This is a genomic window from Pseudoalteromonas sp. 10-33 (assembly GCF_001469195.1).
GTDB lineage: Bacteria > Pseudomonadota > Gammaproteobacteria > Enterobacterales > Alteromonadaceae > Pseudoalteromonas.
In genome coordinates, this window is sequence record NZ_LOFI01000012.1 from 197,644 (window position 1) to 217,431 (window position 19,788).

A 19,788-nucleotide genomic window follows, 5' to 3' on the forward strand; every position below is an offset into this window, starting at 1 on the left:
ATTCATTATTAAGCTGCTGACGCAGTTTTAACTGTATGTACGCAAGGGCGATTAGTTAACTGTGCGGCACGATGGTAGATGTCGTGTGCATTGGGTTCATCGCATTGTGTACCACTAAGCGTATCCATTAAAGCAACAACAATGATTGCAGGAACCTGGCAGCAATATTCATCAAGTACCGCTTCAGTTGTTTGCGCATCCACATGACAGTGCGGATGGTTTTGCAGTTGGTACGCGTTTAGCAATGTTTGTACTTCAAGTACATCGTTTGGTTGGTGCTTAGTTTTACGACAAGTACACCCAAACTCATCAACTAATGTCGCCAGTGTTTGGTAAACATCTGTTGTTTGTAATGTTGCTTTAGAACATAACTGCTCTTCAATGAACTGATGTAAGTTAGCGTCGATGAATAACCCGTCTTGGCGTGTGAAAGAAGCTGTTGTCATAATAAATACTCTTAGTTTGTTGGCTTAACTTCACTCTAGCGCTAACTGTATTATTAATGAAATTGTTGTTTTCAATAACTGATATTGATTAGATCAATATTAAGTTTTATTCATTTAATTTACGCTAAATTTATCGGCTTCTTTTTTTATTTAATTTGGTGCAAAAAATAAATAAATGCACAAAAGTGGTACAAATTTCAGAAGAAGGAGTATAGGGTTGTTTGTTAAGTTATTGAATTAATTTAAAATAAAAAACATGGTATCGGCTTTGCAAATTATTAATGAGTAAGGTTACTCCCCTTGCTAAGACTTATACGACTCCAAAGCAAAACATCGAGACACTCACTTTATTAAAGTGAGTGTCTCGATGTTTTATTTATTGAAAAATTAGTTTTTAAACGTTGTGTTTTTCTTACCTCTCACCGAGCCCGTTATCTTAAGTATGTATTTACTAGTAAATTGAATGTGTGCTTTTAGATTTTTTCAGTATTATCCGAAGCACGTTACAGATATTTTAAAATTTACCTATCTGCTACTGTCTTAGCGAACTCAAGCATTTCGCGGCGTAACCATTGATGCGCTGGCGCATGGTGAAGCAGTGGGCTCCATATCATTTTTACCTCAATAGGCACTATTTGAAACGGAGGCGGACTTATTACCAAGTTAGTATGTGTTGTTAATAACTTAGCTTGCCTACGCGGTAATGTAGCCATCAGTTGTTCTGATTGGCAAAGTAAGCTGGCAATCATATAGTGGCGGGTAAATACCCTAATTTTACGTGTTTGCTCTAACTGCCAGAGCGCTTCATCTACCCAACCTAATTTTTGTTTACCTGACTTGTTAGTTACAGCAGCTTCGGGCCCCCAGCCAGCACGATTTACCCAAATATGCTCTTTTTGAAGGTAATCATCGAGTGTGGCGTTTTGTAGAAAAGTATTCTTGGGATGTGTTAAACAGCAGTAGTTATCGCGCCATACAGTAGCTTGGTGAAATGACCGGGGTAATCCATTAAAGCGGTTAATAGCAAGATCTATAGTGCCTTTTTCCATATCTTGCAGGTTGACATCGCTTGGGCTTAAAACGTCAAAATTAATACCCGGATTTTTATTTAATTGAGCAGTAATAAATGGCGCTATTAACGTTGATTCTAAATAGTCGTTTGCCATTATTCTAAAGGTTATTTCAGCCGTTGCGGGGTTGAATTGCTCACTTGGTTGAGTGATTGCCTCAGCCATTTTTAATAGGGCTTCTATTTCAGGTTTTAGTAAAAGTGCTTTAGCTGTTGGAGTCATCGAGCCGGCGGCGCGAACAAGGAGCGGATCTTCAAATAAATCACGCAATCGTTTTAGTGCATTACTCATGGCAGGTTGTGTTAACGCTAATTTATTGGCGGCTTTAGACACACTTTTTTCATCTATTAACACGTTTAAATAGACGAGAAGGTTGAGATCGACGTTACGTATATTCATTAGATCAATCTTATTTATTTGCTGTATTAATTATCTAAATTAAAGCCTGCTTGCTAAGGTGTAAACCATTAATAAAAAATAACCGCCATAACGGGTAAAAATATAAGTGTTTTCAGCATGCCAAATACATTAATCGATGATTCAAATAATGCTCTTCAAAAGGTGATTGCAACTAAGCTAGCTCGTGCTGTATTTGCAGGGTTTGATGCTATGTTTGCTGAGTTTTTAAATATTACACTTGGCGCACAAAGTCGGTTTGAGCAACGCCAGTACCATGATGTACAACGTGCAATGCGTGATCGGTTACAAGTTTACGAGCGCCAGGTAAAAAACGTGAGCGAAGCGGTTAAAGTGATTGCTTATCAAGAACTAGACTGCCCGCAAACATGGCAATTAGCTAAAAATATTTACGGAGATATGGTCGAGTGCCATGAGAATAAACCCATTGCGCATACATTTTTTAATTCTACATTCGGTGCTATTTGGGACGATAAAAAAATTCGTACAGTGCATTTATTTGTATTAAAAGCCAAATACCGCAGTGAGCCTCGTTCATTTGAAAGTTTAGTGAGTAGAATCTCGCTTAAAAATGGGTTTGATACTGCAATTTCACAGCTTATTACTAAGCAAATGTTTAGAGTTCCATTTAGCCAATTAAATGCAGATTTAGGGCGTTTGCAGCAAACCCTAATGCAAGGTGCTAGGCATCAATGTAAGCAGGTATATGAACTTATAAATTTAAACGACGGGTTTATTGAATACGCAAACTCGTTATTTTTTAGAAACAAAGCGTGTTATTTAATTGGCCGTTGTATAGCGAAAAATGGCGATAACATGCCGTTTGCTATTGCCATTTTAAACACCGAAAAAGGCCTAAAAATAGATGCGGTAATGATGGGGGCCGATCAACTAAGTTTATTATTTGGCTTTGCCCGTACTTATTTTATGGTAGATACCGACCAACCTGCGCGTTATGTTGATTACCTCAGTGTACTTATGCCACATAAAAAACGGTTTGAATTATTTAATGCGATTGGTTTTATTAAGCACGCCAAAACTGAGTTTTACCGCTATAAGGTGGATACTACCAAAAATAGCCCCACAAGTTTTAAATATGTCAATGCACCCGGTACGCCTGGCATGGTTATGCTGGTATTTACCATTGAAGGCTCAGATTACGTCTATAAAGTAATAAAAGATAAATTTAGCGCACCCAAAACCGCAACTAAGGCACAAGTAAAAGAAAAGTATAACTTTGTTAAACAAGCCGACCGGGTAGGCCGATTGGTAGACACCCACGAATTTAGGTATTTGGCGTTTGATTTAAGCCGTTTTAGCAAAGAACTATTAACGCAGATGAAAACACACATCGGCAGTAGTTTAGTTATATCGGGCAAGGCACTTATTTTAAAGCATGTGTATGTTGAACGAAAAATGACCCCTCTTAATTTATATATTAACCACTGCGATAAAACGGCATTAGAGCAAGTGATGCTCGATTATGGAAAAGCGATTAAAGATTTAGCCGGGGCGAATATATTTCCAGGCGACATGCTGATGAAAAATTTCGGTGTTACGCGTTGGGGACGCGTTGTATTTTACGACTTTGATGAGATTTGCCCATTAACTCAGTGTAATTTTAGAGATGTCCCTCAATCACAAAATGCACTAGAAGAGCTTAGCAGTCATTCTTATTTTGATATTGACGAAAACGATATATTTCCAAGCCAATTTAAGGTTTTTTTTAGCGCAAATACCCATGCGTTTGAGTACTTTAACACCCACCACAATGATTTATTCACAACTGCTTTTTGGGAACAGTGTCAACAGCAAATACAAAACGGCTTTTTACCTGATGTTTACCCGTATAAGCAAAGCTGGCGGTTTAAACCGGAATAATTACCCCCATATTTAGAGTATGACTTAGTTAAAGCACAGGAGTGGTAATGAAATATATTTCCCATGAAGGTGGATACCTTGCCTTTAGTGATACCCGTAAACCGCAGCTAAAAAATCATGAAGTACTTGTTAAAGTGGCTGCAATTGGTGTGAATCGTGCTGATTGCATGCAACGCCAAGGTAAATACCCAGCCCCAAACGGTGATAGCCCAATTTTAGGGTTAGAGTGCGCAGGCACTGTTGTTGAGGTTGGTAGCAAAGTGGATAAAATATGGTTAAATAAACGCATTTTTACACTGTGCGCAGGTGGCGCTTATAGCGAATATGTTGCCGTAGATGCCAAGCAATTAATGGAGCTACCTGAAGACCTTACTATGGTTGAAGGTGCAGCCATAAGCGAAGTGTATTTAACTGCTTTTGGTGCCATGTTTGAACTCGGGAAATTACAAAAAGGCCAAACAGCGCTAATACATGCAGGGGCTAGTGGCGTAGGCGGTGCAGCAATTCAAATGGCTAAAAGCGCAGGTGCTACGGTTGTTATAACCGCAGGTTCAGATGAAAAATGCCAGCACGCCAAAGCACTAGGAGCCGATTATACAATTAACTACAAAACCACTGACTTTGTAGATTACATGCAAAGCCATAATTTAACCGCTAATGTAATTGTTGACCCCGTTGCAGGGCGTTATTTAAACAAAAATGCTTCAATTGCAGCCATGGACTGTCAAATAATTATGCTTGCCTTTTTAGATGGGCGTTTTGCCGAAGTTGATTTTGCAGCACTTTTGCGCAAAAGGATTTCGTTTCATGCATCAACCCTTCGTAACCGCAGTATTGATTTTAAACGCCAACTAAGAGATGACCTAGTTGCACGCTTTTACAACGACATAGCATCTAAAAACTATGACTTTAATGTGTACAAAACGTTGCCATGGACACAGGCTCAAGAGGCCCACGCAATATTAGAACGCAACGAAAATGCTGGAAAAGTAGTATTGCTTGTAGAATAGCGCTTTATTTTACACGTTATGCCCATATAATTTAATCATAGACACGTTATTATAAAACCAAGGTTAAAAATGAATCCAATAATTGCAATCTTAAAAGAACACAATGTAAGCGATGAGAAAGTGAAAGCGTTATTCGAGGCGTTTACACAAAACCCAATGATGGCTATGGCACTTGTACAAGAGCTAGGTATTCCACCTGAAAAACTTCAGCAATTGATGGCTGTTGTTATGACCCAGCCCCATTTAATTAAAGAAGCGACTGAAGAATTAGGTTTAGACTTTGAAAAAGTGAAAGAAGCAAAAGATAAGCTCAATCAACAATAAGTGTCTGATTTTTTTAGTTAAAGAAGCACCAGCACCTGCTGATGCTTCTTTTTTATTTAAGCTTTAGTGCTTATTCTTTTGGAAGAAGTACTGTGTCAATGACATGAATGATGCCATTACTTGCTTTAACATCTGGCATAACAACGTGTGCGTTGTTTATCATCACACCCATGTCTGTTTTGACCATTACTGACTGGCCTTGCAATGTTTTAGCACTGTCTAGTTTAATCACATCTTTTGCCATCACTTTACCAGCGACGACATGGTAGGTTAGCACTGCGGTTAGTTTGTCTTTGTTCTCTGGCTTTAGTAGCATTTCAACGGTGCCGTCAGGTAATTTTGAAAAAGCGGCATCGGTGGGAGCAAAAATAGTGAATGGTCCTTTGCCTTTGAGGGTATCAACTAATCCGGCTGCTTTGACTGCTGCAACAAGCGTTGTGAAAGAGCCATTTTCAACTGCTACATCAACCACGTCTTTCTTCATACCATGATGATTGGCCTGCGCGGTAAATGAAAAACCCATGCTTGCGACGGTGATTAAAACTGCGGTGGTTATCTTCTTAAACATGTTAGTTTCCTTTACGTTAATATTTTATAAATTCCTAAGATGCTACGCTGTTGTAAATTTAATCGATCAGAAAACACTTGTTGGTCAAACATTTTTTGTTACATCCTTTTTTGAACTGCTAAAGCGGTGTTAGGTCATAACGTTACTCGATCAATTAAATGGAACAGTTATGAAGGTGCTTTATAAATTTTGGAAAAATAATCGTTCACTCATTGTATTTATTGCCTTAATGAGTGTGTTTAGAAGCGCTGTAGCCGATTGGTATGAAGTACCTACGAGCTCGATGAAACCTACAATTGCGCAAGGAGATAGAATTTTAACCGACAAAATGGCATACGACTTACGAGTGCCTTTTACACATATTTCTCTTCTTAAATTAAACGAACCACAAACCGGGGACATCATTGTATTCGACTCAAAAGCGGCAGGAAACCGATTAATTAAACGTGTGATAGGTGTACCCGGTGATACCGTTTCTTTGGTAAATAACGAATTAATTATTAATGGCAAAAAACTTAATTACGAACATGCACAAAATAATATCGATTCGGTTGATAAAATAGAGATGTTAAACGCTAAGAAGCACACTATTAGGGTGGCAAATATACCATCCCAATTAGCTGATTTTAAAATGATCACCATTCCAGATGATTACTATTTGGCAATGGGGGATAACCGTGACAATAGCGCAGATTCGCGCGTAATTGGTTTAATCCCTCGTGGTGAATTACTCGGGAAAGCAAATAAGGTCATTGTGTCGCTTGATTACGATAATTATTATTTACCAAGGAAAGATCGTGTACTGCTCTCCTTAAACTAAATGCATTTTAACTTTGTTTTGCACAGTATTAAGTGTCTGCTTTAACATAAGTTTAAACCATACCGCGTAATTACGGCTGAATCAAAGCCCTTTACCCAGTGGGGATGTTAGCTAAATAGTCATGAACTAATTGTATAAGAGCGTGCTTATCGTCTTGGTTTTTAATTACTTTTGAAAAGTCACTACTGATGGCTACGGCGCAAGCGCCTGCATTAAACCACTGATCAACGTTATCTAAATTTATACCACCAACAGGCATTAAATTGGCGCTATCAAATGGCCCTTTTAATGCCTTAAAATAGCCAATTCCCATACTGCCTGCTGGAAATACCTTAATAATATCAGCGTTATATTCAATCGCATTTGCAATATCTGTGGGCGTTAAAGCCCCCATTAAAACGGGCAAATTATGTTGATGGGCAAGTAACACTATACGCTTATTGGTATTTGGGGTGACTATAAACTGTGCGCCGGCATTAATTGCTTTTTTGGCAAGTTCAATATTTGTAATAGTGCCTGCACCCACCAAAATATGTTGGTGACGCGCACGCGCACTCTTTATTTCTTGCTCAAACCCCGGTGTATTTGAGGTTATTTCAAGCACCGTTATGCCCGCTTCAACTAAGGAGTCTAAAAGTGGGGCCACATCGGCTTGCTGTTTTAAGCGGATAATAGCGACTATTTTTTGCTCTATTATTTGACAGCATACGGTAGCTCTGTATGGAGTAAACATTTTAGGAACTTTTTTATTTTAAATTAATGGGTTGATGGTATTAAAAATTTAGAACAGTCGCAATAACATAGCAGTGTGTATAAAAGTTTAAATGTTATTTTATGTGAGGTGGTTAAATACAAACACATCATTACTTTTTTAATCAAAAAAGATATTGCGGGCAATAGATTTATTTTTAGAGTACAAGTAACATGTATGTGACAATAAATTAACAGGTTTATATTCGAAGAGTGTTTTTCCAAAATTGTAAGGTTGGTAGTTAGTAAATTTAAACGTTTTTTCAGCTAACAATATCAAGAGTAGCCTACATATTTTGAGAATATTCCACCTCACCTTTATACCCTCAGACAAATATTATAAAGCAAGGAAAGACATGCGTATTTACACTTTAATTGTAGCAATTTTTTTATTAATTGGTTGTGAAGCAACACCTGTTAATAATGCTGCAATGATTAAAACTAAATTAAAGCTAGATGAGCGAGCTACTAGTCCTATTCAACTGCCAGTAGCATATTACGTAGGTAAAAAAGTACCCAGTGATAAGGTAAACTTTTTTGGCAAAATGGAAGAAGCAGCTGAATTAATTACATCGGAAATGTTTGTTTCATCAGAGAATTTGACAAGTGAATCGGAATTTACATACCTAATTCAATTAAATTCTACAAGTGATTGGGATTATGTTTGGGGCGGCTGGGAGTCTGATATTGAAATAAATATACTAGACAGAGCCGGTAATAAACTAATGAGCAAAACAATACAAAAAAAAGCAGCTGCATCAGGTGGTCTTTACGATTTTAATGCCGTTTACAACGCGTTTGCTTCAGCTCTTAAAGATGCAATGATTGAGTTCATAAATATAAATATAGATAAAATTTTGTTAGCTCAGAATAACTATAAAAATGGTATTGAGTTAGTAGGTTCAAAATCTATAAAAGACTTATTTACTGATTTAGAAGCCACTAATTCGGGAAGTGGGTTTTTCATTGATAACAATGGGATGAGTGTAACGGCGGATCATGTAGTAAACGAATGCATTTTTGTTGAAGTAAACCACAAAGGAAATACTTATGACGCTGATATCATTGCATCAAGCCAGCTATTAGACCTTGCAGTTATAAAAATTGATTACGCCAATGCGAAAAGTATTGCTATTGAGTCTCAACCTTCGATTCAACTAGGAAAGCAGGTTTTTGTAACTGGGTACCCGTTATCAGGTATTCTTGCTGAATATCCGTCTTTAACGGTAGGTAATATTAGTTCACGAGGTGGTTTGAAAGGAGCTAAAGGTTACTTTCAGTTTTCTGCACCAATTCAACCGGGAAATAGCGGTGGTGCGATTTCGGATTATAAAGGAAACTTAATGGGAATCGTATCGAGTTCTTTAAATCAAAGTATGATGCTTAAACAATCTGGAACGACATCACAAAATGTTAACTTTGGCGTGAGTACACAACTTTTAAAACAATTTTTGTCAAAGCATAATATTGACTTCGAAGAAAGAACATCATCATCTAATTTTGAAAGTTCATCAGCGAATGCTGTCGAATATTCAAATCAAATTTTATGTTATAAATAAGGGCGTTTTATAATGAAGATATTTTCTATATCGCTAAGTGTATTTATGTTTTTTCTTTCAAACTTGACGTTTGCGAAACAGGATACTTTGCTGACTGAATATAAGCATACTGGTGATATTTACCCCCCTGTATTTTTTGTAACTAATATTACTGATAGTTCTTTTAAATCGGCTATTGAAGCTTTCAGTTCGTTTGAAGAGCTTGATGAAAAAGCAGTCGGCTTACCAATTGGCGTAAGAGTACTTAAAGGCTATAGAACTAAACAAGACGGTACTCAGTTCACTACGATGATGTTGTCTGCTTCTACGCTAGGTATTATACCTGTTGTCTCAAATAAAGAATTCAAAGTGAGATACGATATTTTTGTTCAGGGAAAATCAATTGCTCAATTTGAATATATGATGGATTCGACAGATGTAAATAATATTTGGACTTCTTCGTATAAGGATAAAAAAGCAACACCAACTGAGGAGTTATTTTTAAAGGACACGATTTCACAGTTTTTCTTTGATCTAAAGAAAGAAGAAAAATCTCAAGCTGTTTTTGCTGAGTACAAAGAATACTTCAACTAATACAAAAAAACCGCTGTAAAACAGCGGTTTTTTATTCATAAGTGTAAGTTTACATTACACGCATACCTGGCTCTGAGCCGTCGTCAGGGTTAAGAATATAGATTTCTTTGCCGCCGGGTCCTGCTGCTAATACCATGCCTTCAGACATACCAAAGCGCATTTTACGAGGCTTAAGGTTTGCTACCATAACAGTTAGTTTACCTTCGATATCTTCAGGTGCATAAGCTGATTTAATACCAGCAAACACTTGGCGCGTTTCGCCGCCTAAATCGAGTGTTAGCTTAAGTAGTTTATCTGCGCCTTCAACGTGCTCTGCCTTTGCAATTTTAGCTACGCGTAAGTCTACTTTTGCAAAGTCATCAAACTCAATCTCTTCGCTAATAGGCTCTTTTGCAAGTGGACTATTTGGATCAATTGTAGTTTGTGGCGCTAGGCTTTCTTTTGATTCTTCAACCATTTTGTTTACTTTGTCCATTTCTACGCGTTGCATTAACGGTTTAAATTTATTAATAGAGTGGTTTACTAGTGGTGTTTGCACTGCATTCCACGCTAAGTCATCGTTTAAAAACGCTTCTACGTTTTCGGCCATGGCTGGTAGTACTGGTTTTAAGTAGGTAATTAAAACACGGAACAAGTTAAGGCCAAGCGAACATACATCATGCGCTTCTTGTTGCTTAGTTTCGTCTTTAATGAGTACCCAAGGTGCTGCGCCATCAATAAATTGGTTCGCTTTGTCAGCCAAAGCCATAATTTCACGAATAGCACGGCTGTATTCACGGTTTTCATAATGAGCAGTAATGCTTGGAGCCGCTGCTTGAAACTCTTCAAGTAACTCTGGCTGCATAATAGTGCTACTTAGCTTGCCATCAAACTTTTTAGTAATAAAGCCAGCACAGCGACTCGCTATGTTTACTACTTTACCAACTAGGTCTGAATTTACACGTTGTGCAAAATCTTCTAGGTTTAAATCAAGATCAATAATGCCGCTGTTTAACTTAGCTGCGTAGTAATAACGAAGATACTCTGGGTTTAGGTTATCTAGGTAAGTACGTGCTTTAATAAACGTACCCTTAGACTTAGACATTTTTTCGCCATTTACAGTAACAAAACCGTGTGCAAATACGTTGGTCGGCTTTCTAAAGTTAGCGCCTTCTAGCATTGCTGGCCAAAATAAACTGTGGAAATAAATAATATCTTTACCAATAAAGTGGTAAAGCTCAGTGTCTGAGCCTTCAGCCCAAAATGCGTCAAAATCAATACCTTTTTTATCACACAGGTTTTTAAAACTGGCCATGTATCCAATAGGCGCGTCTAGCCATACGTAGAAGTACTTGCCTGGTGCATTTGGAATTTCAAAACCAAAGTAAGGCGCATCACGGCTAATATCCCACTGCTGCAGGCCATCAGTGAACCATTCGTCTAGCTTGTTAGCCATTTCTTGTTGAATAGTACCCGAGTGTAACCACTCTTTTAACATGCCTTCAAATGCGGGTAGGTCAAAAAAGTAATGCTCTGAATCTTTTAAAATAGGCTCAGCACCCGACATAACAGAGCGTGGGTTTATTAATTCGGTTGGGCTGTAAGTTGCCCCACACGAATCACAGCTGTCGCCATTTTGGTTTTCAGACTTACACGTTGGGCAAGTGCCGGTTACAAAGCGATCGGGTAAAAATATGCCTTTTTCAGGGTCGAACAATTGCGAAATAGTGTGCTTTTTAATATGACCGGCATCGTTTAGGCGGTTATAAATAAGTTCGCTAAATTCTTTGTTTTCTTGGCTGTGCGTGCTGTGGTAGTTATCAAACTTAATGTTGAAGTCGGCAAAGTCGCGCTGGCGTTCAATGCTTACATTTTTAACCATTTCTTCAGGCGTGATCCCTTGCTTTTGCGCATTTAGCATAATTGGCGTGCCGTGAGCATCGTCGGCACAAACATAATATGCTTCATGGCCTTGTAGCTTTTGAAAACGTGACCAAATATCAGTTTGAATGTATTCCAATAAATGGCCTAAGTGAGTAGGGCCATTAGCATAAGGTAATGCGCTGGTAATCAGGATCTTTCGCTGCGTCATAATCATTCCGAATTGAGGATAACTCATCATTTAAATAGTAAAAATGGAGATTATCAGTAATTTATCTACAAGCTATAGGACAAGAGTGCGCACAGCTTATGGATTTTTATTAATTGACTGGTGTTAATGACCTGAATGTTACATAATTCCGAGGCACTTTTCATCAAAGAAACGCTATTTAATTGCTATGTTTGGACTGTCAAAACTTTTCTCTTCTAAATCGGTGCAAAAACAACCGATTATTGCCGCTTTAGCGGCTTATCGTAGTGCGGCTTTTGCCGTAGGAATTGACGAAAAATTTATTGACTCAATTTCTGAAAACGACGATAAATCACTACAAATCACTCTTAGCTTGCCTTTTGCCGCGCAATCAGAAATGCCCCTTGTTGAACTACATATGAGTGATGCACTCAATATTGCAGTATCGATAAAGTCAAAGGTCGATATTAAAGAGCCTGCAAAGTTTAAAGGGATTAAACACATTGTACTTATTGCTTCAGGTAAAGGTGGGGTAGGTAAATCGACTACAGCTGTTAATTTAGCGGGTGCATTAAAAGCTGAGGGAGCAAAAGTAGGTATTTTAGATGCTGATATTTATGGTCCTTCTATACCTATGTTATTGGGTCTTGTTGGTGCTGAGCCAAAAACAAAAGATAACAAACAATTACAACCGTTTGATGCCAATGGCATTAAAGCCCAATCTATTGGCTTTTTAGTGCCAAGCGATGATGCAACAGTATGGCGAGGTCCAATGGCATCCGGTGCACTCAGCCAATTACTGAACGAAACTGACTGGGGAGAGCTTGATTATTTAATTGTAGATATGCCTCCTGGTACAGGTGATATACAACTTACTATGAGCCAAAAAGTGCCTGCTAGTGGGACTGTAATTGTGACTACACCCCAAGATTTAGCGCTAGCAGATGCTCAAAAGGGTATTGCTATGTTTAATAAAGTGAACGTATCCGTACTTGGTTTAATAGAAAACATGAGCCATTACATTTGTAGCCATTGCGGTGAGGCAAACCATGTATTTGGCAAAGAAGGCGCACAAAAATTGGCGCATAAGCATGGCGTTCCCGTTTTGAGCCACATTCCCCTAGCTATAGATATAAGAGAGTACTCTGAGCAGGGAAAACTTATTGCTAACGATAACAATGCGGCAATAAGTAAAACATACAGCGCAGCAGCTAGGCTAATAGCCAGCACGCTATATTATCAACAGCATCACAATAGTATTGAAATTGTGATTTCGGAAGATTAAAAAAGCATGAGACTTTCAGACACACATATAAAAGAACACCTACAAGATGGCCGTATTGTAATAGAGCCTGCTCCAAGCAGTGAGATGATATCGGGTGTGACAGCTGATTTGCGCCTTGGTAATAAGTTTAGAACGTTTAATGCCCACAATGCGGCTTATGTAGATTTGAGTGGCCCAAAGGATCAGTTAAATAAGGCCATGGAATCAATTATGAGTGAAGAGATTGAGCTTGCTGATGGAGAAGCCTTTTTTTTACACCCGGGCGAACTTGCATTGGCCATTACTCATGAAAAAGTAACCTTACCTGCTGACATCGTAGGTTGGTTAGATGGGCGTTCATCGCTTGCTCGTTTGGGTTTAATGGTGCATGTAACAGCTCACCGAATTGATCCCGGCTGGAGTGGTAATATTGTATTAGAGTTTTACAACTCAGGAAAACTACCTTTAGCATTGCGCCCAATGATGAAAATTGGTGCCATGAGTTTCGAAATGCTCTCAGGGCCTTGTGAAAACCCTTACAATATTCGTAAAGATGCTAAATACAAAGATCAAAGTAGTGCAGTAGCGAGTCGCATAAGCGACGATAACAGCTAAATTTAATCGTGTGTATTATGAAGCGCATAACCTAATAGTTCAAAATAATGGTTAAGCGCCTTACCCGCTTTGGCGATGAGCTGCGTTGGTGGGTATATTAAATTACTTGTTTGTAAGCCGCCCACTAAAAAACTATTTTTTATGTGGGGGTTTGCAGATATACAGGCTTCAAAACATCGAGCGGCAATTTCTTCAGGCATACTCATATAATTCATATTATGTGCCTGGTCGTGTTTAATACATGCTTGCACAAATTCATTGGCATTTTCGCCATTTTCATCTAAAAATACTTCTTTATAAAAACTGTTCAGCGCGTCATTAAGTGGGTGCGATAAATTTGGCGTGTTAGAAAGCCAAAGTTTTGATGCAAAGCCATAGCGTGGCTTTGCTTTAAATAAATGCTCACTAATGTGATGATCAAACGCGTGAAACCACTCATGGGCCAATGCTCCGCCACCGGCATTTTTTGCAAGCGCCAGTGTTTGACTGCCAGCATTATAATGAGCTTGAACTCCTTTTTGGCCTCCGTGGCCAAATGCAAAGTTTAACTTACCGCGCAGGCCAATCGCTTTAGGTGGTAGGTGCAGTATTTGCGCAAGGTCGGCTAGGGCATCATAAATTAAATTAGCACTGATAAAGTGCTCTTCTTTAGTGACCCATTTACCAACCACCATTGATCTGAACCCAAATGTGGTTCTTATATCGCTAAAATCAACTTGGTCATCAAAGCGATAATCAGGGCCTTGGCGAGTAAATCCTCGTTTTAATCTATTTGGGTAATGTCGCATCTGTTCTATGAAAAGCTAAATTTAAGTTAAGTAACGTGCTTTTACGTGCTCGGGCATGTGTTGGGTCTGTTTATTTATTAATTCTTCTAGTAGTGCAAATAAAGGCTCTGGGTTTAACTGCTCAATGAGGGTTAAGCTATGTGCAACGGCTTCAAGCGTCGAAAGGCTGTCAGCACGAGGCGCTTTACGAATAGTGTAACGATTTTTAGGTACTTGTTTAAAACTGATGGTTTTAAATTGGTTAAGTATGGGAGTGAGCTGCAAAATTTTATAAGCTTTATTCCATGTACCATCAATAACAATTAAATGGGTAATAAAGTTGTTAGTTTTGAAGTTGGGCTCATCTAAGTAGGTGGCGTCATCGTTAGGGTAAAGCAGACCTGTTGATTCTTTTGGCAGGTTATTTAAAGCCTTAAAGTCACGGCTGTTTTCACCTTTTATTATTAAGCAATTTGTTAAACTTAAGTTAAGTAGTTTTGCGGTGTTTTTGGCTATTTTTTCTTCGCTAGGGTGTTGTAGAATAACAACTTTAACTTTATTGGGTATGATTTTGACAGCGCTGCATACGCAGGTGTTGAGAGCAAAATTACAGTGATTACAAAGAGTGCGTGCCATTTTGAAAACTTTCATAACGTTATTAACCCATTAATTATACATTTGTACGGGCAATTAAGTTGGTTTTTTTTGTTTATCAATATAAAGTAGTAATTACAATCAGAATACTTATGGACAGTTTGAGGACTTAAATTATGGCAGACATTACCATAGACACATCAGCATTAGAAAACATGAAATCGTTACTCGGAGAGCAGTTTGCTGATACGCTCGACTTTTGCTGTGCAGAGTTTGAGCGTTTAGGTTCAGAAGTTGTGGCAACAATTGGCAAAGATAAAGAAGCCGCGATTCGTCATTCTCATAGTTTAAAATCAAATGCAGCACAGTTTGGAGCATCGAGTCTTGCTGAGGTTTCTCGCACTATTGAGCTAAGTTTAGTTGATGACGATTTAGACAAAGCAATGGATGCATGTGCAAGCTTAATGCCGCAGGTAGAGGGTTCTCAATCTGAATTTAAACAGTGGCTAAATGCTCAATAACAAACGTGAATTAATTTCAGTTTTAAGCTGTTAAATTTACTGGTGTTTTATATTTACTCGGTTAGTCTAACAGGTTACCGGGGGCTTTTATCATTAAGATAAATTAGACCTTGCTAATAACAATTCAACTTACAAAGGTCATCAGGCGCCAGCGGGTAGAGGTAAAATGTCAGATATAAAAAAGAGTCATAAATTAGAAGGCGTGTGTTATGACATTCGTGGTCCTGTTTTAGCTCAAGCTAAGAAAATGGAAGACGATGGTCAAAAAGTCTTAAAATTAAACATTGGTAATCCTGCTGCTTTTGGCTTTGATATGCCCGAAGATATGCATCGCGATATCATCCGTAACTTGTATTCAGCCCAAGGTTACTGTGACTCTAAAGGACTTTACTCAGCCCGAGTGGCTATCTATCAGCATTATCAACAACGTGGATTGAACAATTTAGATGTAGACAACATTTACATTGGTAATGGAGTGAGTGAGCTAATTCAAATGATCACCCAAGCCTTACTTAATAACGATGATGAAGTGCTTATCCCTGCGCCTGATTACCCGTTGTGGACTGCGTCTGTTAAGTTAGCGGGTGGCAACCCTGTTCATTATTTGTGTGATGAAGAGCAAGATTGGTTTCCTGATATAGATGACATAAAAAGTAAAATCACTTCTAAAACTAAAGCCTTGGTGTTAATTAACCCTAACAATCCGACCGGTGCGGTATACAGTGATGACCTGCTTAAGCAATTAATAGATATTGCGCGAGAGCATAAGTTACTATTGTTAAGTGACGAAATTTACGAAAAGATTTTATACGATGGCGTTACACATACTTCAATTGCTTCATTGTGTGATGATGTGCCAATGATTACTTTTAACGGTTTAGCTAAAACTTATCGTGCTGCTGGGTTAAGAATGGGCTGGATGGTTTTAAGTGGCAAAACTTCAGCCATGGACGATTTAAGTAAAGGGCTAGATATACTTTCGTCAATGCGTTTATGTGCCAACGTGCCTGCTCAATATGCTATTCAGCAGGCATTGGGTGGTGTGCAATCAATTGATAACTTAATTAACCCGGGCGGGCGGTTGTACGAACAACGTGACATTGCATGGCGTGGTTTAAATGCAATTGAAGGCATTAGCTGTAAAAAGCCAAAAGGGGCTTTATATGCTTTTGCTAAAGTAGATACTGCCCATTTTAATGTGAAAAACGATGAGCAAATGATGTTTGATTTGCTAAAAGCCGAAAAAATATTGTTAGTGCATGGGCGGGCGTTTAATTGGCCAGAGCCTGATCATTTTAGGCTGGTTTTTTTACCCAATAAAGATGACTTAACTGACGCAATGCAAAAAATGCAACGTTTCTTTAAAGATTATCGCCAGCTATAAACGCCTTACGAAAAAACGAGCCATTAGGCTCGTTTTTTATTATATCAAACGCGTGGTATTAGTACGCTTTATCGACTCTTACGGTATTGTCACCTAAATAAACGAGTCTCACGTTATCACCTCTGTGAAATCGCATACCTTGGTCTAGGTCTTGAACCACCATAAATTGCTCGCCATTTTCTACCTGAATGAGTAATTCAACTAACTGAGTTTGTATATAATAGCTACCTTGCTGACTATTGTTAGCAACGCTTCCACCAATAACTGAACCTAAAATTGTGGCTACAGCACGCCCGCTGCCACCACCAAACTGATTACCAATAACACCACCAACAAGGGCGCCACCAAACGTTTTCCAGCCATTCTTTTTGTCTTGTATGAGTTCTTGCTCGGTGATATTTCGTACTGATTTGATGTCACCAAATAGAACTTTTTGAACTGCTACGGCTTTATTTCGCTCGTACTTAGCAAAAGAGGGTGTGCTTAATATAAGTAAAACGCACATAATTACAGCAATTGCTTTCATAACTTACTCCTGTCGGCTTACCACCCAAACGTTGATTTTTCTTTAGTTTTACGAATCTCAGTTTCGTCTGCCCACTCGATTAGGCCACTTTTCATATCCATTAGACGCATTGTAAATTTATAATATACATCTGATTTATCAGCATTTGTTTTTACTATGCTTGATAGGTTGCCATACAACATGTACTGCGCACCAATTTGTTGTCCAAAAGCGACCGCTGTTGCAGGATTAACTAATGCATCTTCATTTTGAAAGGTAAGCTGTTCACGAACAGCTTCTACGCGTGTCATGTCAACAAAACGGAATTTACCGCTGCGTAGCATTTGTGTTGAAATAGAATCAGTGATTGATTCTGTATCAATATGTTCACTGGTTTTGTTTTTTATGCGCTCAACAAATACAACCGGACGGTTGTTTTGGGTCATGCTTCCTACCACTGGCGAACTGAGTAGTGAGTCGGTCATTTGGCTGGCAACTTTTTGTAAATCAGTAGAACCAAAATTAATATCTGTTGTTTCAACTGCTTGAGCGTCACCATAACTGACTACAGCTTTGTTTGCACAGCCGCTTAATATCAATGCGCTGAGCCCGACTAATGCGTAGGTGGATGCTGTTTTAAATGTGGTGTTCATAGTACTTTCCTTTAATCTTAATCTTTAAATTCTTGAGACTGAGTTGATACTTTTCTGACTGCTAGTGAAAATGTCACTGCATCAGAGCTTGGCGCTAGGCCAGGTAATTGTGTTTTAGCAAAACCAAATAAAGTTAATGGTTGCCAGGGTGAATGATTTCCTTTAATTACAAATCCGTCTTTATCAAACCATTTAAATTGATACTGTAAATATTGTGATTTTTTATATTGGCTCGACAGGGTAACCACCACATCAGTTAACTGATTTGTTTGACGCGTTTTAACGTCGGTAATGGCAAGTTTTTCACCTAAGTCAGGGTTATCCACTCTAAGTTGATCATTAAAATTTCCTTTAGTTTGTTCAACCGATATACCTGATGTTACAGGCTGTGTTGCACAAGCACTTAGCAGTAATACGGCACACATTGGCACTATGTATTTCATGGTAACTCCTAGAGTTGAACTACATGGTAGTTAAAATAGTTGTTAATAGAGGTTAGGTAAATTAAGGTTAACCCTTGCTTACTAACGGTAAAATTAATTGGCGGTTGATTGCCAATATTTAATGAATGTTCACCTGCTGTAAGACTTTTACGTGCCACAGCAATTTGATTTGGTAATGTAAGCCAACTTCGGGTGTCGGCTTGCTCTGACGCTAAATTGTATATATTAGCTAATATATTTCCTACATCACCAGCACTACGCGCAAGCTCAGCGCGGACTTTTTCTTTCGTTATAAGCCGTAATACTTGGCGTGTAATTTTGCCTGGTATTTCTTGTTCAAGCGTTTTGGCAGCAAGGGCTTCTAAATACACTAACGGTGATAATGCGACGTTTTGCCCAGCAATACTCACATTTTGTATCGCGCTAATGTAAGCACTATCTTTATATACCGGCATTGCAAGACTATAAAAACGAACATCACCTCGACTTGTATCAATCGGTAGTCTTAATTTAAATTCGGTTTGTTTAGGTACCAAACCTTGCTCGAGTAATACAACTACTTCACCATGGGAAGACTTTAAAGTGGTGGGTTCGCCAAAGCGTTGTTTAAATTCGTCAAACTCTTGCTGAAACCCTTGTTTTTTAGCTAGGCGAATTACATCCTGCTGTAAGTATTTATTATTTGGTTGTATCGCTAACGCTTTTTTGTAGTCTATGTAGGCGTCGTCAAATTGTTTTGCACTTTGATAAAGTAAAGCGGATAAGTAAAATGTGTAGGCGTTTTGAAAGCCATTTTTAACGTCTCTTGTGACATTATCCATACTTGGGTAGTACTGTTGTGCTTCGTTTTCTTCTGAATCAATTTCTGACTGATTACTGGCAAGCTCATCAGCCTGCACTTTATTTGCACGGCGTACTTCTACTAATGCGCCTTCAATATCATTTTTATAAACGTAGTTAAGCGCTTTATAGCTATGAAGCATACTCATTTCATATGCTGGTGGGACATAGGTAATTGCCGAGTCATTCGTAAATAACGCATTACTTTGTTCAAGCCCGGCACTTAGCTGAATTTTTGCTGCCTGACGTTTAGTTTGCATTTGGGCATATACGTTTTCAAACTTTCCTTGGGCGTCGTCAGCTGAATTAACAAGGTCGTTAATACGCGCTTGTTCAAGTTGGTTAAGCAAATAACTACTGTGTAAATTAGTATTGTTAGCAATTAACGATTTAGCTTGTTCTAAGTTATTATTTTCAATTGCATTTCGCACAGGCGTCATTTGTGTGGCGTAATCATTAAATAGGTCATTAAAACCTATCGAGCTACAGCCACTCAAAATAAAACAAACGCTAAAAATTATACTTCTGCGCACACAGCACTCCTTTTAATCTACCAAAGTAGGTTAACACACTCTTTTTAAGCAAGAGTGTGAAACATTGTAAAAAAACGTAGAGCTACTTCATCTTCAAAGTAAATAAGCATGTTCTATATGAATAAGGCGTGAATTTAGTAATGTGTGAAATAGTTAGCGAAAAGTTAAGGTCTTAATGCGTTGAAAGTTTTTGCACACTTT

General features: G+C 38.4%; 21 protein-coding genes. 10 read left to right on the forward strand and 11 right to left on the reverse strand.

Going from position 1 to position 19,788, the window contains the following annotated elements:
* Nucleotides 1-8 precede the first annotated feature (8 nt).
* Both ATS76_RS08745 and ATS76_RS08750 read right to left on the reverse strand, forming a co-directional pair.
* Complete coding sequence (locus ATS76_RS08745) at nucleotides 9-446, reverse strand: hypothetical protein (RefSeq protein WP_006792199.1); 438 nt, start codon at nucleotides 444-446, stop codon at nucleotides 9-11.
* A 521-nt stretch (nucleotides 447-967) separates the two neighbouring features.
* Nucleotides 968-1,915 (reverse strand): LysR family transcriptional regulator, encoded by a 948-nt coding sequence (locus ATS76_RS08750; protein WP_058551822.1) that lies wholly within the window; start codon nucleotides 1,913-1,915, stop codon nucleotides 968-970.
* 117 nt (nucleotides 1,916-2,032) lie between these two features.
* Between ATS76_RS08750 and aceK the strand changes: the two genes are divergently transcribed.
* From aceK to ATS76_RS08765, 3 genes are all read left to right on the forward strand, one after another.
* Nucleotides 2,033-3,814 carry a bifunctional isocitrate dehydrogenase kinase/phosphatase gene (gene aceK, locus ATS76_RS08755; protein ID WP_058551823.1) on the forward strand — a complete coding sequence of 594 codons (1,782 nt, stop codon included), beginning with the start codon at nucleotides 2,033-2,035 and terminating at the stop codon, nucleotides 3,812-3,814.
* 47 nt (nucleotides 3,815-3,861) lie between these two features.
* Nucleotides 3,862-4,824, forward strand: a complete 963-nt coding sequence (locus ATS76_RS08760) for a zinc-binding dehydrogenase (protein WP_058551824.1) — start codon at nucleotides 3,862-3,864, stop codon at nucleotides 4,822-4,824.
* A 69-nt stretch (nucleotides 4,825-4,893) separates the two neighbouring features.
* Entirely contained in the window at nucleotides 4,894-5,148 is a 255-nt protein-coding gene (locus ATS76_RS08765; protein WP_058404412.1) for a DUF2999 family protein, read from the forward strand.
* Between the two features lie 70 nt (nucleotides 5,149-5,218).
* On the opposite strand, the gene ATS76_RS08770 is transcribed toward ATS76_RS08765, so the two are convergent.
* Nucleotides 5,219-5,716, reverse strand: a complete 498-nt coding sequence (locus tag ATS76_RS08770) for a fasciclin domain-containing protein (RefSeq protein WP_058551825.1) — start codon at nucleotides 5,714-5,716, stop codon at nucleotides 5,219-5,221.
* A 169-nt stretch (nucleotides 5,717-5,885) separates the two neighbouring features.
* On the opposite strand from ATS76_RS08770, the gene lepB reads away from it, so the two are divergent.
* Nucleotides 5,886-6,536, forward strand: coding sequence for a signal peptidase I (gene lepB / locus ATS76_RS08775; RefSeq protein WP_058551826.1), 651 nt, complete (start codon nucleotides 5,886-5,888; stop codon nucleotides 6,534-6,536).
* Nucleotides 6,537-6,627: 91 nt separating this feature from the next.
* Here lepB and ATS76_RS08780 read toward each other — a convergent pair whose 3' ends face one another.
* Nucleotides 6,628-7,269, reverse strand: a complete 642-nt coding sequence (locus ATS76_RS08780) for a bifunctional 4-hydroxy-2-oxoglutarate aldolase/2-dehydro-3-deoxy-phosphogluconate aldolase (protein ID WP_058551827.1) — start codon at nucleotides 7,267-7,269, stop codon at nucleotides 6,628-6,630.
* Between the two features lie 373 nt (nucleotides 7,270-7,642).
* On the opposite strand from ATS76_RS08780, the gene ATS76_RS08785 reads away from it, so the two are divergent.
* Together ATS76_RS08785 and ATS76_RS08790 are read left to right on the forward strand one after the other, a co-directional pair.
* The gene (locus ATS76_RS08785) at nucleotides 7,643-8,845 is read left to right on the forward strand and encodes a S1C family serine protease (protein ID WP_058551828.1); all 1,203 of its coding nucleotides are present in this window, start codon (nucleotides 7,643-7,645) and stop codon (nucleotides 8,843-8,845) included.
* Between the two features lie 12 nt (nucleotides 8,846-8,857).
* Nucleotides 8,858-9,418, forward strand: coding sequence for a hypothetical protein (locus ATS76_RS08790; RefSeq protein WP_058551829.1), 561 nt, complete (start codon nucleotides 8,858-8,860; stop codon nucleotides 9,416-9,418).
* Between the two features lie 49 nt (nucleotides 9,419-9,467).
* On the opposite strand, the gene metG is transcribed toward ATS76_RS08790, so the two are convergent.
* Nucleotides 9,468-11,489 (reverse strand): methionine--tRNA ligase, encoded by a 2,022-nt coding sequence (metG, locus tag ATS76_RS08795; protein WP_058551830.1) that lies wholly within the window; start codon nucleotides 11,487-11,489, stop codon nucleotides 9,468-9,470.
* Nucleotides 11,490-11,676: 187 nt separating this feature from the next.
* On the opposite strand from metG, the gene apbC reads away from it, so the two are divergent.
* Nucleotides 11,677-12,753, forward strand: a complete 1,077-nt coding sequence (apbC, locus tag ATS76_RS08800; protein ID WP_058551831.1) for an iron-sulfur cluster carrier protein ApbC — start codon at nucleotides 11,677-11,679, stop codon at nucleotides 12,751-12,753.
* Between the two features lie 6 nt (nucleotides 12,754-12,759).
* Nucleotides 12,760-13,347, forward strand: coding sequence for a dCTP deaminase (gene dcd, locus ATS76_RS08805; RefSeq protein WP_058404418.1), 588 nt, complete (start codon nucleotides 12,760-12,762; stop codon nucleotides 13,345-13,347).
* A 2-nt stretch (nucleotides 13,348-13,349) separates the two neighbouring features.
* Here dcd and ATS76_RS08810 read toward each other — a convergent pair whose 3' ends face one another.
* Both ATS76_RS08810 and ATS76_RS08815 read right to left on the reverse strand, forming a co-directional pair.
* The gene (locus ATS76_RS08810) at nucleotides 13,350-14,135 is read right to left on the reverse strand and encodes a CLCA_X family protein (protein WP_058551832.1); all 786 of its coding nucleotides are present in this window, start codon (nucleotides 14,133-14,135) and stop codon (nucleotides 13,350-13,352) included.
* Nucleotides 14,136-14,156: 21 nt separating this feature from the next.
* On the reverse strand, nucleotides 14,157-14,750 hold the full coding sequence (locus tag ATS76_RS08815; protein ID WP_058552011.1) for a tRNA-uridine aminocarboxypropyltransferase: 594 nt from the start codon (nucleotides 14,748-14,750) through the stop codon (nucleotides 14,157-14,159).
* Nucleotides 14,751-14,884: 134 nt separating this feature from the next.
* Here ATS76_RS08815 and ATS76_RS08820 point away from each other — a divergent pair, with 134 nt between their 5' ends.
* Entirely contained in the window at nucleotides 14,885-15,229 is a 345-nt protein-coding gene (locus ATS76_RS08820; protein WP_058551833.1) for an Hpt domain-containing protein, read from the forward strand.
* A 166-nt stretch (nucleotides 15,230-15,395) separates the two neighbouring features.
* Nucleotides 15,396-16,613 carry a pyridoxal phosphate-dependent aminotransferase gene (locus tag ATS76_RS08825; RefSeq protein WP_058551834.1) on the forward strand — a complete coding sequence of 406 codons (1,218 nt, stop codon included), beginning with the start codon at nucleotides 15,396-15,398 and terminating at the stop codon, nucleotides 16,611-16,613.
* 58 nt (nucleotides 16,614-16,671) lie between these two features.
* Here the strand turns inward: ATS76_RS08825 and ATS76_RS08830 are convergent, their stop codons facing one another.
* Genes ATS76_RS08830 through ATS76_RS08845 form a run of 4 tightly spaced genes read right to left on the reverse strand, consistent with a single transcriptional unit; the run spans nucleotide 16,672 to nucleotide 19,587 of the window.
* Entirely contained in the window at nucleotides 16,672-17,139 is a 468-nt protein-coding gene (locus tag ATS76_RS08830) for a glycine zipper 2TM domain-containing protein (protein WP_058551835.1), read from the reverse strand.
* Between the two features lie 17 nt (nucleotides 17,140-17,156).
* A complete protein-coding gene (gene lpoB, locus ATS76_RS08835; protein WP_010557495.1) occupies nucleotides 17,157-17,771 on the reverse strand; it encodes a penicillin-binding protein activator LpoB in 615 nt (204 codons plus the stop codon).
* Nucleotides 17,772-17,788: 17 nt separating this feature from the next.
* Nucleotides 17,789-18,214, reverse strand: a complete 426-nt coding sequence (locus tag ATS76_RS08840; protein ID WP_058551836.1) for a YcfL family protein — start codon at nucleotides 18,212-18,214, stop codon at nucleotides 17,789-17,791.
* Between the two features lie 8 nt (nucleotides 18,215-18,222).
* A complete protein-coding gene (locus ATS76_RS08845) occupies nucleotides 18,223-19,587 on the reverse strand; it encodes a COG3014 family protein (RefSeq protein ID WP_058551837.1) in 1,365 nt (454 codons plus the stop codon).
* Between the last annotated feature and the right edge of the window lie 201 nt (nucleotides 19,588-19,788).

Bases quoted from the DNA above. Each gene is read 5' to 3' on its own strand.
- lepB (WP_058551826.1), top strand. From the start codon at position 5,886: ATGAAGGTGCTTTATAAATTTTGGAAAAATAATCGTTCACTCATTGTA.
- ATS76_RS08765 (WP_058404412.1), top strand. From the start codon at position 4,894: ATGAATCCAATAATTGCAATCTTAAAAGAACACAATGTAAGCGATGAG.
- ATS76_RS08760 (WP_058551824.1), top strand. From the start codon at position 3,862: ATGAAATATATTTCCCATGAAGGTGGATACCTTGCCTTTAGTGATACC.
- metG (WP_058551830.1), bottom strand. From the start codon at position 11,489: ATGACGCAGCGAAAGATCCTGATTACCAGCGCATTACCTTATGCTAAT.
- ATS76_RS08785 (WP_058551828.1), top strand. From the start codon at position 7,643: ATGCGTATTTACACTTTAATTGTAGCAATTTTTTTATTAATTGGTTGT.
- ATS76_RS08810 (WP_058551832.1), bottom strand. From the start codon at position 14,135: ATGCGACATTACCCAAATAGATTAAAACGAGGATTTACTCGCCAAGGC.
- ATS76_RS08830 (WP_058551835.1), bottom strand. From the start codon at position 17,139: ATGAAAGCAATTGCTGTAATTATGTGCGTTTTACTTATATTAAGCACA.
- ATS76_RS08745 (WP_006792199.1), bottom strand. From the start codon at position 446: ATGACAACAGCTTCTTTCACACGCCAAGACGGGTTATTCATCGACGCT.
- aceK (WP_058551823.1), top strand. From the start codon at position 2,033: ATGCCAAATACATTAATCGATGATTCAAATAATGCTCTTCAAAAGGTG.
- ATS76_RS08840 (WP_058551836.1), bottom strand. From the start codon at position 18,214: ATGAAATACATAGTGCCAATGTGTGCCGTATTACTGCTAAGTGCTTGT.
- ATS76_RS08820 (WP_058551833.1), top strand. From the start codon at position 14,885: ATGGCAGACATTACCATAGACACATCAGCATTAGAAAACATGAAATCG.
- apbC (WP_058551831.1), top strand. From the start codon at position 11,677: ATGTTTGGACTGTCAAAACTTTTCTCTTCTAAATCGGTGCAAAAACAA.
- ATS76_RS08750 (WP_058551822.1), bottom strand. From the start codon at position 1,915: ATGAATATACGTAACGTCGATCTCAACCTTCTCGTCTATTTAAACGTG.
- ATS76_RS08815 (WP_058552011.1), bottom strand. From the start codon at position 14,750: ATGGCACGCACTCTTTGTAATCACTGTAATTTTGCTCTCAACACCTGC.
- dcd (WP_058404418.1), top strand. From the start codon at position 12,760: ATGAGACTTTCAGACACACATATAAAAGAACACCTACAAGATGGCCGT.
- ATS76_RS08825 (WP_058551834.1), top strand. From the start codon at position 15,396: ATGTCAGATATAAAAAAGAGTCATAAATTAGAAGGCGTGTGTTATGAC.
- ATS76_RS08770 (WP_058551825.1), bottom strand. From the start codon at position 5,716: ATGTTTAAGAAGATAACCACCGCAGTTTTAATCACCGTCGCAAGCATG.
- lpoB (WP_010557495.1), bottom strand. From the start codon at position 17,771: ATGAACACCACATTTAAAACAGCATCCACCTACGCATTAGTCGGGCTC.
- ATS76_RS08790 (WP_058551829.1), top strand. From the start codon at position 8,858: ATGAAGATATTTTCTATATCGCTAAGTGTATTTATGTTTTTTCTTTCA.
- ATS76_RS08780 (WP_058551827.1), bottom strand. From the start codon at position 7,269: ATGTTTACTCCATACAGAGCTACCGTATGCTGTCAAATAATAGAGCAA.